Below are 15430 nucleotides of genomic sequence, written 5' to 3'. Positions count from 1 at the left end.
CTTCGATGTTTTATCGGTGCGGATCGGTGGGTTGGTTCGTTCGGTGCGGGTATCGGATGCGGGTCATTTGAGGCCGGTGCCGGCGACGCCCTGGACGATGTACTTCTGGGCGAAGACGTAGAGGGCGAACATCGGGATGATGCTGATGACGGAGCCCGCCATGAGCACGTCCCACTGGGTCGAGAACTGCCCCTGCAGGCTCGACAGCGCGACGGGCAGCGTCTGCATGAGCGGGTCGCGCAGGATGATGAGCGGCCACAGGAAGCTGTTCCAGGTGTTGAGGAACGCGAACACCGTGAGGGTCGCGAGCGCGGGACGGATGAGCGGGAGCATGATCTGGAAGAAGATCCGGAAATGTCCCGCGCCGTCGAGGGTCGCCGCCTGATCGAGGTCGTAAGGCACGGTGCTCATCGCCTGCCGCAGCAGGAAGACCCCGAAGGCGGAGGCGATCGTGGGGAGGATCGCGCCCCAGTAGGTGTTGATGAGGCCGAGGGTCTTCATCTCGGCGAACAGCGGCACGATGAGCACCTGGAACGGGATCATCATCGTCGCGAGGTACACGACGAAGATCGCTCCCCGGCCGGGGAACGGCAGGCGTGCGAACACGTACGCGGCCATCGCGCTCGTGACGACCTGCAGGATCGTGCTCGCGCCCGCGATGAGGAGCGAGTTCATGATGACGCGCGCGAACGGCACGCGATCGAACAGCTCGAAGTAGGGGGCGAGGGATGGGTCATCCGGGATGATCTTCGGCGTCGTCGTGAGCGTCGCACCGGGCGTGATGCTCGTGACGACCGTCCAGACGAACGGGAACACCATGATCAGCGCGCCCGCGATGAGGACGACGTAGAGGGCGGTTCTGCGCAGGGTGCTGTTCTTGAGCGCGGTGCTAGTCATAGTTCACCCACCTGCGCTGGCCGTAGAACTGGATGAGCGTGACGATCAGGATGACGAAGAACAGCAGCCACGACAGGGCGGATGCCATGCCCGCCTGTCCGTAGCGGAACGTGAGGTCGTACACCTGCTGCACGACGACCTGACTCGCGTTGTTGGGTCCGCCGCCGGTCATGACGTAGACCTGGTCGAACACCTGGAAGCCGTTGATGAGCGACAGGACGATCACGAAGAACGTCGACGGCGAGAGCATCGGAAGCGTGATGCTGAACAGGCGTCGCCACCAGCCGGCCCCGTCGAGCTCGGCGGCTTCGTAGAGGTCGGGGTTGATCGCCTGGAGGCCCGCGAGCAGCAGGACCATGACGAAGCCCAGGTCCTTCCACGCCGACGCGAGGATGATCGACGGCATCGCCCATGCGGGGTCGGCCCACCAGCCGGGTCCTTCGATGCCGAACCACGCGAGCACGGTGTTGACGACGCCCGTGCTCGGGTTGAGCAGCCACCGCCACACGAGCGCGACGACGACCCAGCTCGTGATGACCGGCAGGAAGTACACGCCGCGCAGGAACGCCCGCCCCTTGAGCGCCGTGTTGAGGGCGAGGGCGAGGGCGAGGCCGCCGACGTACACGAGCGGCAGGTATCCGACGATGTAATACACCGTGTGCAGGAACGCCTGGTGCGTCGCGGGGTCGGTCAGCAGGAAGGCGTAGTTGCCGAGCCCGACCCACTGCATGGGGCCGATGAGATTCCACGAGTGGAGGCTCGTCCACGCCGCCGAGACCATCGGGCCCAGCACGAACATCACGAGCGGAATGAGGCTCGGCAGCAGGAAGACCGCGATGGTCAGCGCGTACTTGAGGCGCTTGCCCTTCGGCGCCTTGCGGCGCGCGGCGGCTGGCGGTGGGGCTGAGACGGATGCCTCGGCCGCCGCTGCGCGGAGGGTGATGGTGCTCACGGGGGTGCTGTCCTTGCTCGACCTGCTCGCTTACGCCTTGGCCTCGATCGAGGCGACGAGGCGTTCGCGCACGAGGCGGCCCTGGTCGCCGGCGACACCCTGCGCGTCGAACGGGGTGGCGAGCACGAGGGCGGCGGCGCCCTGCGCCCAGCGGTCGTCCTGCCAGCGCTCGACCGCGACCGGGATGCCGCGCTTGCCGGGAACGAGCGCGCTGCGAAGGGCGTGCTCGAACGAGGACGACCAGTGCGCCCACGCCTCGACGCCTTCGCCGGAGAGCACGACGATCTCGGGGTCGATCAGGTTGACGGCTCCCGCGAGGGCGCGTCCGAGCTGGTGTCCGGCGTGGGAGAAGATCTCGCGAGCGCCTTCGTTGCCGGCATCCGCGAGTGCTCGCAGATCGTCGATGCCCTCGTCGGGTCCGAGCAGGCGGATCGATCGGGCGTCGTTGACGAGTGCCGACTGGCCGATGATCGCTTCGAGGCATCCGCGGTTTCCGCATTGGCAGAGCGGGCCGTCTTCGCGGACCGGCACGTGGCCGAGGTCGCCGGCGCCGCCCGCGCGACCCCGCACGATGGCGCCGTCGGCAATGAGGCCCGCGCCGACGCCGTTTCCGACCGTGACGACGAGGACGTTGTCGAAGTCGCGGCCCTGGCCGAAGAGCTGCTCGGCGACGCTCAGCGCGTTGACGTTGTTCTCAACGACGACGGGGAGGTCGAGCGCGCGGCGGAGCTGCTCGCCGAGGGGGACCTGGTTCCAGCCGAGCTGAGTCGAGTCGACGACGCCGATCCCCTGCTGGGCGACGGTTCCGGGGAGTCCGACTCCGACGCCGAGGATGTTGTTCGACTCGCCCTCGGAGATGAAGCGCTGGACGAGTTCGATGAGGTTCGATGCGGCGAGCGGTGAGACGGCGTCGAAGGCGTGGGTCCCCGAGCGGCGGACGGCGCCGTCGATCGCGACCTCGACCAGCGCGACGTGGTCGGGGGCGACCTTCACGCCGATCGCCGCGATGTCGCGCGAGACGAGTCCGAGCATGCGGGCGGGGCGGCCGCCGCTGCTGGCGGCTTCGAGCTCTTCGATGAGGCCTTCCGCGAGGAGGTCGCGAGTGAGCTGAGTGATGAGCGCCGGAGAGACGTCAAGAGCGCGGGCGAGGTCTGCTCGCGACGCCGGCCCCTGGGCACCGAGGTGCGCGAGGATCGCCGTGCGATTGACGTCGGCCTGGTTCCGCGGCGTTGCGACCACTTCACTCCTTTGTTTAGGCGTGAATAAAGAGTAGAAGTATCTCGTTTGCGGTGTCAAGCACGGTCTGTGGGCGTGATCTCGAGGGCGGGGGTGTCTGCAAGAGTGGTAGTGAGTGCAAGTAGTGGCGAATGGGCACGGCGGATCCTCTCGCCTGGCGGCGAGCTCCGCCGACCCTGCTCCGAAGGCCGCGTCAGAAGGGTGCGTCTGCAGCGTCGGCGGGGCGGAACACCGGCACCCGCCGTTCGGGCTGCACCACGTATCGTCGCCCGGCGGGTGAGGTCCATTCCAGCGCTCCGCCGGTGTCGGGGAGTTGTCGCACCCGCCAGCCGCCGTGGTGTTTCACGGTGTGATGCCCCTTGCACAGGGGTGCGAGGTTGTCGAGCGAGGTTTCGCCGCCGTGCTCCCACGCGACGGTGTGGTCGAGTTCGCATCGGGACGCGGGGATGCCGCATCCGGGAGCCATGCACCGGTCGGCGCGCCACCTGACCAGCTTCCGCAACATCGGCGGCGGCCGGTACTGCGAGCGGCCCACGGAGAGCACCATTCCGGTCTCGGGGTGGGTGAGGATCCGCATCCACCCGTCCGCACTCCCGCACAGCTCTCGGGCACGGTCGAGCGGGATCGGACCGACACCCTCCACGACCGCAGGAGCAAGACCCTGCGCGGCACGGGCGGAGTCGCTCTCGGCGAGCAGCGCGAGCGCCGGCACCGTCACCGCCACCGTCGCGCGGATACCGCGCGCCTCGACCGGATGCACGATCGTGTCACCCTCGATCAGCAGATCGGAGAGAACGTCCGCCCGGAGTTGGTCGATCGTGCGATCCTCATCCGGCGGCGCCGCGTCGCAGTCGCGGCTCGTGGCGTCCTGCCGAGGCGTCGCCGCTGCCTCGTCGTGCGCCTTGATCGCCTTAGCGATGGCGGTGAGCCGCCCGTAGATCGCGTGCGCCTCCACCGCCGGGATGTACGCGCTCAGCCACGCCATCCCGTCATCCACATGCTCCACCACCACCCGACGCCGCACCACCGCGGCCTCATGCCGCTCGGCAAGGGTCACCGACCGGTGCACCTCGATCAGCTTGCGCAGCGCACGCCGGAACGCACCCACCGGGAGCTCCTCGGCGAGCGCGACCGCCTCCGCGACCAACCCGTCACGCACAGCAGGCTCCAGCTCGTCGAGCCGGTCCACGAGGTACTCCGCGTGCGCCACCGTCATACGCGCCCGACTCAGCGACTCCAACGCGTCCGGGTACCGGTGCACCAGCGCCTCCGCTCGCCGGATCAGGTCGCCGGCGGCGTGCTCGGTGATCCGCATCCCCGCCGCCAACTCCAACCGGATGCCCCGCTCCACCACCCCGGTCAGCTCACGCCCAAACCGGGCCGCGTCTTCGAGCGCCTCGCGGCGGGCACGGTCCACGGTGACGAAGTACTCCGCGGCGAACATCGTCACCACGTCACCGGTCTCCCGGACACGGTCCATCGCATCCGACACCGGAGAACCGGAAGCGCCCTCGGCTGCGATCGACATACCCCGACTTTAGAACATACGTACGACATTGCGAGGCGCGCCGAGGTCATCGTGGAGAACTCGCTCGGTGCCCGGCTTGAGGAGGAACGGTTCAGGTAAGCGACCGCCCGTCGATCAGCGCCGCCAGCCCATCCAGCGTCCGCGCGAGCCCGAACTCCCACGCGGGCTCCTCGTTCCACGCACTCCCCTGCGCCTCGCCCGCCGCCGCGCCGACGCGCACCGCGCGCGGATACTTCTCCGGATCGAACGCCCGCGCGAGAATCGGCTGATTCGCCCGCCACCACTCGGCGTCGCTCATCGCCGTGTCGGTCGTCGCCCTCCGCGCGTCGTGCACCGCGCGACAATGCGCCTGCACGAATCCCAGCACCCACGTCAGAGCCGCATCCATATCGACATCCGACAAACCCGTGTCGTCGAAAGCGGCGAGCTCGTGCTCGTACTTCGCCATCAAGCCCGGGCCGAGGGGTGGCCGGCTGAGGGCGGCGACTTCTGTCATCCACGGATGCTGGAGGAGCAGCATCCGGTTCTCTTCCGCCACCGTCGAAACCCGCTCACGCCACGACTCGCCATCGAAGGCGCCGCGCTCCATGCGCGCGTACAGGGCGTCGACCATGAGGTCGAGGAGTTCGGGTTTGCCGGGGACGTACGTGTAGACCGACATCGTCGAGATGCCGACGCGCTCGGCGACCGCGCGCATCGTGAGTGCGGCGAGCCCCTGCTCGTCGGCGAGCGTGAGCGCGGCCTCGACGACCTGCGCCACGGTGACCGAACGCGCCGGCCCCTTGCGGCGCGGCGCCTCGTCGGACAGCCCCCACAGCAGCGCCAGAGTCGTGCTCGGCGAGCCGGCACCCGTGCGATTCAAGGTCATGAACTAATCCTTGCACCCTTTCGCCGTACGGTATACATTGTACGTTGTACGAAACAAGGAGGCGCTTCTTGACCATCACCGATTCCGCCATCTCGCTCAATGTCGCCGATGTCGACGCGTCGTCCGAGTGGGCGCGCAAATATCTGGGCTTCGAGGTCGCGATGGAGGCTGACGGGTTCTGCTCGCTGGCGCATCCGGATGCCGGTTTCAACCTCATCTACCTGCGCACCGGGCTGTCGACATTCAAGCCCGCGTCGGCGGCCGGCCACGCCGACGGGCTGCTCGTCGTCTTCACGGTGGACGACATCGACGCTGACTACGCGCGCCTGCGCCAGGACGGCGTCGAGATCATCACGCCGATCGAGACCGAGCCGTGGGGCGAGCGCTACTTCCAGATGGCCGACCCCAACGGCATCGTCTACCAGCTCGTGCAGTGGGTGACGCCGCCCGAGCAGGCGTGAGCGACACACCGACGCAGCGCATGCCCTCCCCTACTCTCGGAGGCATGCGCTGCGTCGCGTTCATGCGGAACGTCAACCAAGGCCAACGCGGACACCCGTCGACCGACGACATCCGCGCGGGCTTCACCGACGCCGGATGCCCCGACGCGGCGCTGTTCCAGGCCAACGGCACGATCGTGTTCGAGTCGGATGCCCCCGCCGACGTCGTCGCGACCGCCGAGCAGTCGATCGCCGCCCGCTCGGGTCACGAGCGCGAGATCCTCTGGACTCCGCTCGACACGCTCATCGAGGTCGCTTCGAAGCATGGCGCCGCGCGCGATCCGCGAACGTTCGAGTTCGCGCTCCACGGCGGCGGGACGATCGACATGAACGATCCGGATGCCGCGGCCGAAGCAGACCGCAACCGCTGCGAGCTGGTCGACACGGGTCCGGGGTGGGCGCTCGTGCGCAACAAGGTGGAGGGCGAGGGCCACGCGACTCCGACGATCGAGCGGATCACCGGCACGCGCGCGTCGGCGCGCGGGCTGCCGACGGTGCTGCGGCTGGTGGAGCGGTTCGCGCGGAGCGCGTGACTCGGCGAGGGGCCGCGGTGGCGGCATCCGTCGATTCAGAGTTCGCGCGCGAGCTCCTCGAGGTGGACGCCGGTGAGTCGTTGGGTGGTCCATTCGTCCATCGGGACCGCGCCGATCGAGCGGTAGAACGCGATGGACGGCTCGTTCCAGTCGAGGACGCTCCACTCGAAGCGCGCGTACCCGCGCTCGACGCACACCGCCGCGAGCGACGCCATGAGGGCCTTGCCGTAGCCGCGCCCGCGCTGCGCGTCGTCGACGAAGAGGTCTTCGAGCCAGATGCCGTGCGTGCCCGTCCAGGTCGAGTAGGTGAGGAACCAGATCGCGATGCCGACGATCTCGCCGTCGCGCTCGACCACGTGCGCGAACGCGTGCGGCGTCTCACCGAAGAGCGTGCGCGTGAGGGCGTCGACGGTGTTCTCGACGGCATCCGGTTCGCGCTCGTATTCAGCTAGCCCACGGATGCAGGCGAGCAGCCCCGCCTCGTCACCGGGCCGCGCTTCGCGCAGGATCGCGCCGTCGGGCAGGGTCTTCGGAAGCATGCGTCCGAGCGTAGTCAGCGGGTGCGACGGTCGTTGACCGGGCGGGCGCGGTCGCGCAGCGCTCCGGCGGCGAGGGCAGCGGATGCCGCGATCAGCGCGAGCACCGCGAGGGCGACGCCGTCTGGTATGTAGAGAAAGCACGCTTTCGACAGCCTGTCCCGAAGATCCTCTTTGCGGCGACTATCAGAATGGGAGGCGCGAAGCCATCCCACGGCCCTCAGGGAGACGCAATGCCACTAATCCTTTACAGCGGCGACGGCCCATCGCGCGATGGCTACGTGTACGACGACAGAACTGGCGTGTCATATGAGTTTCCCGACAGCTACCTCAGCCGTGTACTCGAGGGGGAACGGTTCGTATACCACCAACCGCGGTTCTATACGGGCACGGGCGTCATAGGCCGGGTGGTGCCGTCGCGCAACCCAGGCCGGAGCGTCTGCGAGATTCTGGATTGGCAGCCATTCGATCCCCCTGTTCCACTGAAGGACCCGGACGGCGAGTACTTCGAAGTCGATCGCGAAGCTGGCAAGGCGAATGTGTACTGGGCGCAGGGAGTCCGATCCCTTACCGAGTCTTCTTTTGAACGCATCGTCGCTGCGGCGGACGCGGCGCCGCTCGCTAAGAACGAGGTGCAGACCGCAAACGCGACACCTGAAGTCCGCTTGAACGCCAAGCGATACGCCGTCCAGTTCGCTCTCGACCTCCTGCGTGCCGAGCACCCGGACAGACCAGTGGTGGACCTACCGCCGAACAATCCAGGCTTCGATATCCGTGTTGGGGAGGCGCAAGATCCGCACCTCTACGTCGGAGTCAAGGGGACGCAATCCGCAGAGCCCCTGTTCTGGCTCAGCGAGGGTGAGCGCCTGTTTTCGCTTGCGAATGCCAGCTCGTACGAGCTGATCGTGGTCGCCGGCATAGACCTGAATGGGTCGAAGCCGCCCCAGGTGCATAGACACGTAGGTCCGCTCGTCTATCAAGCATTGGTCCTTGAACCCAGCCAGTGGAGGGGACTACTACGCACTGACTGAGTGCGACGAGGGTGCGAAGCGACCCGACGTAGACCTAGCGGCTCTTAGCAGTGTGCTCGCGCACCTCGCTCGATGACGGGACCTCGACGGTTCACGGACCAGACCCAGCCCCTCGCACCTCGCGCGCCCGACGATGACGTAGCGCCGCCCCCGCAAGAACAGCGGATGTCGCGATCAGGGCGAGCACGGCGAGGGCGACGCCGTCCCACCCGGCCCACGCGAACACGAAGCCGAGCGACCAGCCGAACAGGCTCGACCCGGCGTAGTAGCCGAGGTAGTAGAGGGCGGATGCCTGGGCTCGCGCATCCGGTTCGCTCGCCGCCGGCGCCCACCCTGACGCGACCGCGTGTGCGGCGAAGAAGCCGGCCGTGAGCACGAGGAGTCCCGCGAGGATCGCGACGATCACCGGGACGAGCGTCAGTGCGGTGCCCGCCGCCATGACCGCGCTCGAGACGAGGAGCATCGGCAGGCGCCCGAACCGCGACGCGAGGGTGCCGGCGACGGGTGAGGCGACCGTGCCGGCGAGGTACGCGAGGAAGAGCAGCCCGACGACGGTGTGCGGGAGCGAGTACGGCGGCTCGGTGAGGCGGAAGCCGAGGTAGTTGTACAGCGCGACGAAGCCGCCCATGAGCAGGAAGCCCTGCGCATAGAGGGCGAGCTGCCGACGCGAGCGGAGGTTCTCGGCGAGTCGTTCTGGGAGTGATGGGCCGCGCGTGACCCGGAGGCGGAGCGGGACGAATCCCCGTGCTCTTGGCACGAGAACGAGGAACAGAACAGCGGATGCCACGCACACGACGGCCACGGCGAGGACGCCGATGCGCCAGTCCGCGATGTCTCCGATGGGGCCGGCCATGAGGCGTCCGGAGAGTCCGCCGATCGTCGTGCCGGCGATGTAGCTGCCGGCCGCTGCGGCGGTGTGCGCGGCGTCGACCTCTTCGCTCAGGTATGCGAGCGCGATCGCGGGCACGGCTCCGAGGCCGACGCCTTCGAGGAGCCGCAGCGCGAGGAGGATCTCGAGGTCGGAGCTGAGCGGGGCGAGGAGTCCGAACACGGTGGCGGCGACGATGCCGACGGCCATCGCGGGGACACGGCCGACCCGGTCGGCGACGGCCGACCACGGGATGACGGTGGCGGCCAGGCCGAGGGTCGTTGCCGAGACCGCGAGCGCCGCCGTCGCCGGTTCGACGTCGAATTCGGATGCGATCAGCGGCAGCACCGCCTGCGGCGAGTACAGCTGCGCGAACGTCGCGACTCCGGCGAAGAAGAGCCCGGCGATCAGGCGGCGGTATGCGCGGTCGCCGGGGATGTGGCCGGTGAACGCGGGGGACGTCATTCCCTCGACGGTAGTGCGACCCTGGACCTTCTGGCGGACGGTGGGCCTTTCGCGAACCCGGCGAAAGAGCGGCGTACCGATCTCGCCAACTCGCACTACCGTCGAGTGAATCCAGGTGATAGTGACCATTGCAAAGCTCCTCCCATGCGCTAGCAGCCGATAGGCTCGAGTTCGTCATGAGGAGGACTCTCTGTGAAGCCAGCTGAGTATGCGACCGGGCACTACTTGCAGGAAACATTGCAGCTCCACATCCCGGAGTATCAACGCCCGTACAGTTGGGACTCGGACCGCTATGCCGATCTATGGCGGGACGTCATGAGCCAGTACCGAAGGCCGCAGGCTGGCGCGGTCAAGCGTCATTTCATGGGTGCCCTAATTGTTGAGCCGAGCCTCGCGAACGTGCCAAGCGGCGTGACAGCGTTCAATGTGATTGACGGACAACAGCGGCTGCTCACCCTCCTGGTCGTGCTGTCAGCCATCCGAGACCAGATCGCGTATTCGAAGGGGGACCGCGTCGCCCCCGATGACGAGCTCGCCTTTGTCAAACCGAAGTTTGCGTCACCGGTTAAGCGCGTGGTTCCGAAGAAGCAGGACGAGAAGGCCCTCGACGCCATCTTGACCGGCGCCTTTGTAACGGAGATCTCGGAAGTCCTTTTTGGCCACCGACTCGTCCAGGCCTACCGGTTCTTCCGATACCAACTTTGGCTCGGTGAAACCGCGACCTCGAAATCTGGAGCGTCGACACCGCCCAAGCCGGCTAACGATAAGAATGCACCTCCGCGCGGGTCCTTCGCTCCGTGGGGTCAAACAGCCTCGGGCTCTGCAGCATTTGACCTACCTCGGCTCGATGCAATCGTCACGAATGAGTTGACGCTGTTGGAGCTGCAGATCGACTCAACTGACGAAGAGGCAGGGGTTATCTTTGAGACAATGAACGCAAAGAACACGCCACTCGCACAGTTTGATCTGGTTCGTAACTCGATGTTCGTCCGGATGCCTAACCTCAAAGATGAGTTCTACGCAAAGGAGTTTGAGCCGGTCGAGGGGGTCCTCGCAAGCGTCACTTACTCGTCAAAGCGTGATAGCGGACCCGAGCAATTTCTCTATGAGTACTTGATTAGCGTCGGTGAGGACAAGGTCAACAAAGCGACTCTCCACCGGCGATGGCTGAACCGGGTGATCGGTGACCTCGGGTACCAAATCACCCCCGCGACGGAGGCGGAGTTCGAGGCGAAGTATGCGAAACCACTTGTCGAGAATGCCTGGCTATACCCCATCGCGGTCGGCAACAGACAGTCAGTGAGCATCCCGGGCGGGAGAGTAATCGCGGTCTCCAATGAACAACATGCCCGGATCGCCGAAGTCATGGCGATGTCGGGAGGACCTGCCGTTCCTCTGATTTTGAAGGCACTGCACGGCAGGGAGACGGGAAGCCTGGACAACCAGGAGCTGCTCACCATTCTCTTGGATCTGCAGTCTTATATGGTGCGACACGTACTCGCTGGCGAGGGTCTCAACCTGTTGCGCTCAACCTTCGCGGCTGTCGCAAGGATGCTGCCCGAGACCCTCACCATTGCCGGGTTGCGAACTGCCCTCCAAAACGCGGGATGGAAAACGGACGCCGAAGTACTCGCCGTAGTGAACACTGTCGACACGAAGAGTCTCCGAAGCGCAGTGTTCCCCATCCTTCGGGGTATCGAGTACCACCTTTCGGGTCCCGGTGGCAGCGCACACCCATTGCCGTACGGCAGTCAGCAGCATCAATTCACGATCGAGCACATCTATCCCCAGACGACAAACATCGGCCCACTTTGGATCGAGGACCTTCACAAGTGGAAGGTGAAGAAGGACGACATGGACGCCCGAAGATACGTTCTCGGAAACCTCACCGCTGTCACCGGGTTCGATAACAAGAAGAATGGCAAGAGGCCCTTCGGTCAAAAGAAGCAGCTTCTTGCCCAGACGGCGTCACTCAAGCTCCACGACTCGTTCAAGGCGCTGAATAAGTGGACGCCCGGGGACATCGACAAACGGACCATCATTCTCGCCCAGGCAGCGTTGGCCAGGTGGCCGCGGAGCTAGGTGCGACGAGCACGCCGCGTACGTGCGTTGCCAAGGGCGAGCCACACCCAATGAGTTGCGGCGACGTCCGCGCCCGGCCAGACAACCACATGCACGCGAAGGATCAGCGCACACCTGACTTACAGGCCGCTCCGCTTGCGATGGGCATCGACGAGACGCTCATCGGGCGCTGCTTGGTTCCGTCGGGGCCGCGCGACGGCCGCACCACGCATGGCCCAATACTCCGTGCGAGTAAGCGAAGCATGAACGAGCAGGCTCCAGTCTCGGGTATCGATTGAAATTAAGCGCAAATCGAACAGGGTATGAATATCCGAGCGAAGCAGAAGCCCGTTTGACGGGTCTGTCGGACCGCCTTCAGCGAAGGGAACGATATGAGCCGCTTCCAAGACTGCGTGTGCGGTGGAACCAGTAACAGCGCACGCACCGTCATAGGCTTTCATCAGTTGCGCACGGAACTGGGCTTGACCACGCCGAAGTCGGATCGCTCTCTGCACGAACACGTCACGAGGCCCGTCGCCCGAAGACATCATTCCCCCGGCCACCACTGCTGGTTCAGAGTCGGCCGCCTTCAGCGCTTCCAGGAGGTCCTCGTACGCCTCCCTGGTTACGTTCCCACCGGGGTTCTCCGTCTCCTCGGATGAATGCCTGTCGGCTCTCCACGGCACGCCGACGCTTTCAAGAATGGCCCGCATGTGTTGCACTTTGGTTGGGCCGTACTTCGCGACTCCCACCTTCGGGCCGATATCTCGTTGGAAGTCCGCGGTGACCTTTGAGCCTCCCGAGAACCACTCTTCTCGTTCACGTACTCCTAGGAGATCACCAACTGACTTTGCAAGTTCTTGTTTGCGCAGCATGGGCGAACATTAGCGCAGCCCCGAGTCCCAGGGCCGCCGTCCAGGCCGAATTGTCGCTACGACCTCGACCGCCGTGCTGGAACTCCTCCGGACCGATCTGTGATGGCTAGTACGGCTCACGGTAGCCAGAGCAACGCGACGGTCGTCGCCGGCAATGGGAGCATCGCGGCCCCTGCAGTGATACCGAAATGGATGCGGTGATAGGCGGCGCAGCGCGAGTGGCGAGCTCAGCAGCGCGGATGTCGCGACTCCGACGAGAAAGAGAGAGGCAATCGGGCGAATGTAGGAGCCGTCACCGGGGATGTCGCGGTGACGCGTGGGATGGGACGGACTAGATGCAACTCGAGGGAGGGACGTGCCGCAATGCGTTCATCCACGAAACGGCGTCGCCCTACGCACCGGAGCACCGTCGATCGGCGCGCCGTAGGGTTGCTGTTCTCAGATGCGCAACGCCCCGGCGGCGCCCCGGGGGGAGGGCGGGACCGCGACCGTCGTTATCGTCGGGACGCGGGGGCAGCGATGTCGAAGCCTGGACCTAGGCTGCACCTACTGTCTCGAGATTGATGTTCTGCCCGGCGACACGGCGCGACCCGCCTGTCCGAGCGAACGATTCTAACGGGATCGGCTGTTAGCTATTACGTACGGAGGTCGGTTGCATGACGCTAGATGGGCTGGTTCAGAGAACGGGCGTGGATGCTCGAGACGCGCGACGCGTCTCATTCTCAGCGTCGAAGGTAAGTCAGGTCATCCGCGCCCTAATCGGAGACCACCCGAGCGAGCGAGATGTCCGTCGACGCTGGCTCGAAGCGGTCGCCGTCCGTACAACGGCGTCCCGCCCGGACTTGTCTGAATCGATCCGAGAGATCCTCGGCGTCGGGCCCGTCGGGGAGGACTACCTCAAGGGGTTGACTATCGGCGAGGTGGGTGTGTGCTATGAGGCACTGCTCGCCCTCATGCACCGCGACGACCGAAGATCATCGGGGCAGTTCTTCACGCCCGATGATGCGGCCCAGTTCATGGCAAAGCAGTCGCTGGACTTTGACGAGGGCCATTGGCTGGATCCGTGCTGCGGGGTTGGAAACTTGTCTTGGCACCTGACCAGTGTTCAGGTCGATCCTGGCGCGTTTGTACGAGATCGATTGACGCTTGTTGACCTCGACGATGCCGCACTACGCACCGCGATTGTGCTCATCGGCAGCGACTGGGCCGACGCCGGTGACCAGGATGCCCTTCGCTCTCTCAGCGCACGTTCGCAGCAGCGCGACTTCTTGTCGAGCGCGAGGGTGCCAGCCCACGACTATGTCATCGTCAATCCGCCGTACGCGCGTGCGAAAGAGCGTAGCGATCTAGAGACGGGACGGACGCGCGACCTTTTTGCGTACTTCCTCGAACGGGTGGCTTTGACTTCCCGCGGGTTCATTGCGGTCACACCCGCCTCATACCTCGCAGCGTCTAAGTTTCAGCCTCTGCGGGATGTCATCGATCGCATCTACGGCGGAGGCCACGTTTTCGCATTCGACAACGTGCCCGACACGTTGTTCCGCGGGTACAAGTTCGGCTCGAAGAACACTTCAAAGACCAACTTTGTGCGCGCTGCAGTCACAGTATGCGCGCCGGCCCACACGTCGTGGAAAATCACGCCGATCATCCGATGGCAGGCCGCAGAGCGCGAGGCGATGTTTTCGGAATGCCATCTGTTGCTTGCACCGCGACGTATCGGCCCCCACGGAGAGTGGGCCAAGCTCGGCCCTGGGATGGAAGCAGTCTGGGACTCTTTGCAGCGAGCCGAGACGGTTGTGGCGGACCTCGTCGTGAACAGAGAAACGCCCTGGGCGCTGGACGTCGGGCTAACGCCGCGCTACTACATCTCGGCAACGTACCGAAGGTTGGACCGAGCGTCAAAGGCGACGCTCTTCTTTGCCGACGAAGAGGCTCGAGATCGTGCTGCTCTTGTCCTGAACTCCTCCCTGCCATACCTGTGGTGGCGAGCTCTCGACGGCGGTGTCACCCTTCCACGCCGTGTGCTCATGTCGACGCCTGTGCCTGACTTCGCAATTAACCGCTGTCTGATCGCCGCACTCCGGGACTCCGAGGCGAGGAATCTCGTCGTCAAACTTAACGCGGGCCGCGAGAACCAGAACGTCAAGCATCCCGAGGACCTCGTCCGAGCACTCGACCGTTGGGTCCTGCGGGGTGAGCACGACACGCGGCTTCTCTACGCAAGCAACATGTTCCCCCTTGCTCGGATATCGTTTCTGTCGGCAATATCGCCGATCGACAAGGGGGCAAGTGTTGGCGGGGTCAGGAAACAGCGAGTTCGACAGACTGCGTGAGCACCTCCTTGCGAACAAGACGGTGAGGCGCGAGGTGGAATTTGCGTTCGCTTCGCTTCTCACCGCCGCCAATCCATCCGACCGCGGCATGCGGTTCCTTTTCGGAGGCGGGGCCGAATGGATCATGGCTTCGGCCGCCTGGTCGGCCGGCATCCTCACCGCGCCTGCGGGGCATAACGCGAACGGCTTCGATCTGGCAGATCTGCTCGCCAAGGCCCGCGGTCTGTGGAGTGTAAAGGCGAGTGCCTCGGCCTCGTCTGGACAGATTCGCCTCACGAACTTTATGGGCGACGGCAGCAACGCCGTGTGGGAGGACGCGACACTGTTCGTCGCACCGTATTTCGGTGGTGCTGTGCTTGTCGCCCCGCAGACTCACCACGAGGTGCACGCCAAGGTACGCAAGACGGGCGATGCCCTGGTGCTCAGTGGCGCAGTCGTTCGCGAGTTCCGGGATAACAACCCGGCGAACTTCATACCTTTCGAGGTTGCGGTCAACAGCGGAGTTCGCGCGGGGGACCCCTTCGCCTTCATCAAGTCCGTGCTCGCCCCGGAGCACTTTCCAAATCTGTCCAAGCCCTTCCTTGCCTCGGCTCCAATCACGATCAGTAATCGAGTCCAGGAGATCGAACGGCTAGTGGCGCTTCGAGATCAGGGCGTACTTGACGAAGCGCAATTCAAGCAAGCTGTGGACCAGGTCATCGCCGCCAAGTAGCCTTGTGACCCGGCCTGGTTCTTTGGGCTGGAACA

At 65.4% G+C, this 15430-nt stretch carries 14 protein-coding genes; 6 read left to right on the top strand and 8 right to left on the bottom strand.

The genetic code is table 11. The features are described from left to right. Positions 1–63: 63 nt before the first annotated feature. From VNR19_RS00875 to VNR19_RS00855, 5 genes are all read right to left on the bottom strand, one after another. Positions 64–897 carry a carbohydrate ABC transporter permease gene (locus tag VNR19_RS00875; protein WP_325722965.1) on the bottom strand — a complete coding sequence of 278 codons (834 nt, stop codon included), beginning with the start codon at positions 895–897 and terminating at the stop codon, positions 64–66. Continuing rightward, positions 890–1849, bottom strand: a complete 960-nt coding sequence (locus VNR19_RS00870; RefSeq protein WP_325722963.1) for a carbohydrate ABC transporter permease — start codon at positions 1847–1849, stop codon at positions 890–892. The genes VNR19_RS00875 and VNR19_RS00870 overlap by 8 nt, the downstream gene beginning before the upstream one ends. 30 nt (positions 1850–1879) lie before the next feature. Then, on the bottom strand, positions 1880–3088 hold the full coding sequence (locus VNR19_RS00865; protein ID WP_325722961.1) for an ROK family protein: 1209 nt from the start codon (positions 3086–3088) through the stop codon (positions 1880–1882). 190 nt (positions 3089–3278) lie between these two features. Then, positions 3279–4613 carry an HNH endonuclease signature motif containing protein gene (locus VNR19_RS00860; RefSeq protein WP_325722959.1) on the bottom strand — a complete coding sequence of 445 codons (1335 nt, stop codon included), beginning with the start codon at positions 4611–4613 and terminating at the stop codon, positions 3279–3281. Positions 4614–4704: 91 nt separating this feature from the next. Further along, positions 4705–5481 carry a TetR/AcrR family transcriptional regulator gene (locus VNR19_RS00855; protein WP_325722957.1) on the bottom strand — a complete coding sequence of 259 codons (777 nt, stop codon included), beginning with the start codon at positions 5479–5481 and terminating at the stop codon, positions 4705–4707. A gap of 68 nt (positions 5482–5549) precedes the next feature. On the opposite strand from VNR19_RS00855, the gene VNR19_RS00850 reads away from it, so the two are divergent. Both VNR19_RS00850 and VNR19_RS00845 read left to right on the top strand, forming a co-directional pair. Further along, complete coding sequence (locus VNR19_RS00850) at positions 5550–5942, top strand: VOC family protein (protein ID WP_325722955.1); 393 nt, start codon at positions 5550–5552, stop codon at positions 5940–5942. Beyond that, a complete protein-coding gene (locus VNR19_RS00845) occupies positions 5939–6514 on the top strand; it encodes a DUF1697 domain-containing protein (RefSeq protein WP_325722953.1) in 576 nt (191 codons plus the stop codon). The genes VNR19_RS00850 and VNR19_RS00845 overlap by 4 nt, the downstream gene beginning before the upstream one ends. A 35-nt stretch (positions 6515–6549) precedes the next feature. Here VNR19_RS00845 and VNR19_RS00840 read toward each other — a convergent pair whose 3' ends face one another. After that, entirely contained in the window at positions 6550–7053 is a 504-nt protein-coding gene (locus VNR19_RS00840) for a GNAT family N-acetyltransferase (protein WP_325722951.1), read from the bottom strand. Positions 7054–7283: 230 nt separating this feature from the next. Between VNR19_RS00840 and VNR19_RS00835 the strand changes: the two genes are divergently transcribed. Then, positions 7284–8081 (top strand): protein NO VEIN domain-containing protein, encoded by a 798-nt coding sequence (locus VNR19_RS00835; RefSeq protein WP_325722949.1) that lies wholly within the window; start codon positions 7284–7286, stop codon positions 8079–8081. Between the two features lie 91 nt (positions 8082–8172). Here VNR19_RS00835 and VNR19_RS00830 read toward each other — a convergent pair whose 3' ends face one another. After that, on the bottom strand, positions 8173–9414 hold the full coding sequence (locus tag VNR19_RS00830; RefSeq protein WP_325722947.1) for an MFS transporter: 1242 nt from the start codon (positions 9412–9414) through the stop codon (positions 8173–8175). Between the two features lie 192 nt (positions 9415–9606). On the opposite strand from VNR19_RS00830, the gene VNR19_RS00825 reads away from it, so the two are divergent. Further along, positions 9607–11496, top strand: a complete 1890-nt coding sequence (locus VNR19_RS00825) for a DUF262 domain-containing protein (RefSeq protein WP_325722944.1) — start codon at positions 9607–9609, stop codon at positions 11494–11496. 119 nt (positions 11497–11615) lie between these two features. Here the strand turns inward: VNR19_RS00825 and VNR19_RS00820 are convergent, their stop codons facing one another. Beyond that, positions 11616–12350 (bottom strand): HNH endonuclease, encoded by a 735-nt coding sequence (locus VNR19_RS00820; RefSeq protein WP_325722942.1) that lies wholly within the window; start codon positions 12348–12350, stop codon positions 11616–11618. A gap of 689 nt (positions 12351–13039) precedes the next feature. Between VNR19_RS00820 and VNR19_RS00815 the strand changes: the two genes are divergently transcribed. Next, positions 13040–14683 carry an N-6 DNA methylase gene (locus VNR19_RS00815; protein WP_325722940.1) on the top strand — a complete coding sequence of 548 codons (1644 nt, stop codon included), beginning with the start codon at positions 13040–13042 and terminating at the stop codon, positions 14681–14683. Positions 14684–14717: 34 nt separating this feature from the next. Then, entirely contained in the window at positions 14718–15395 is a 678-nt protein-coding gene (locus VNR19_RS00810; RefSeq protein WP_325722939.1) for a hypothetical protein, read from the top strand. The last annotated feature ends 35 nt before the right edge of the window (positions 15396–15430 follow it).

It is taken from the genome of Microbacterium sp., assembly GCF_035556355.1.
GTDB lineage: Bacteria > Actinomycetota > Actinomycetes > Actinomycetales > Microbacteriaceae > Microbacterium.
This window is presented reverse-complemented; position numbering and strand designations above follow the sequence as displayed.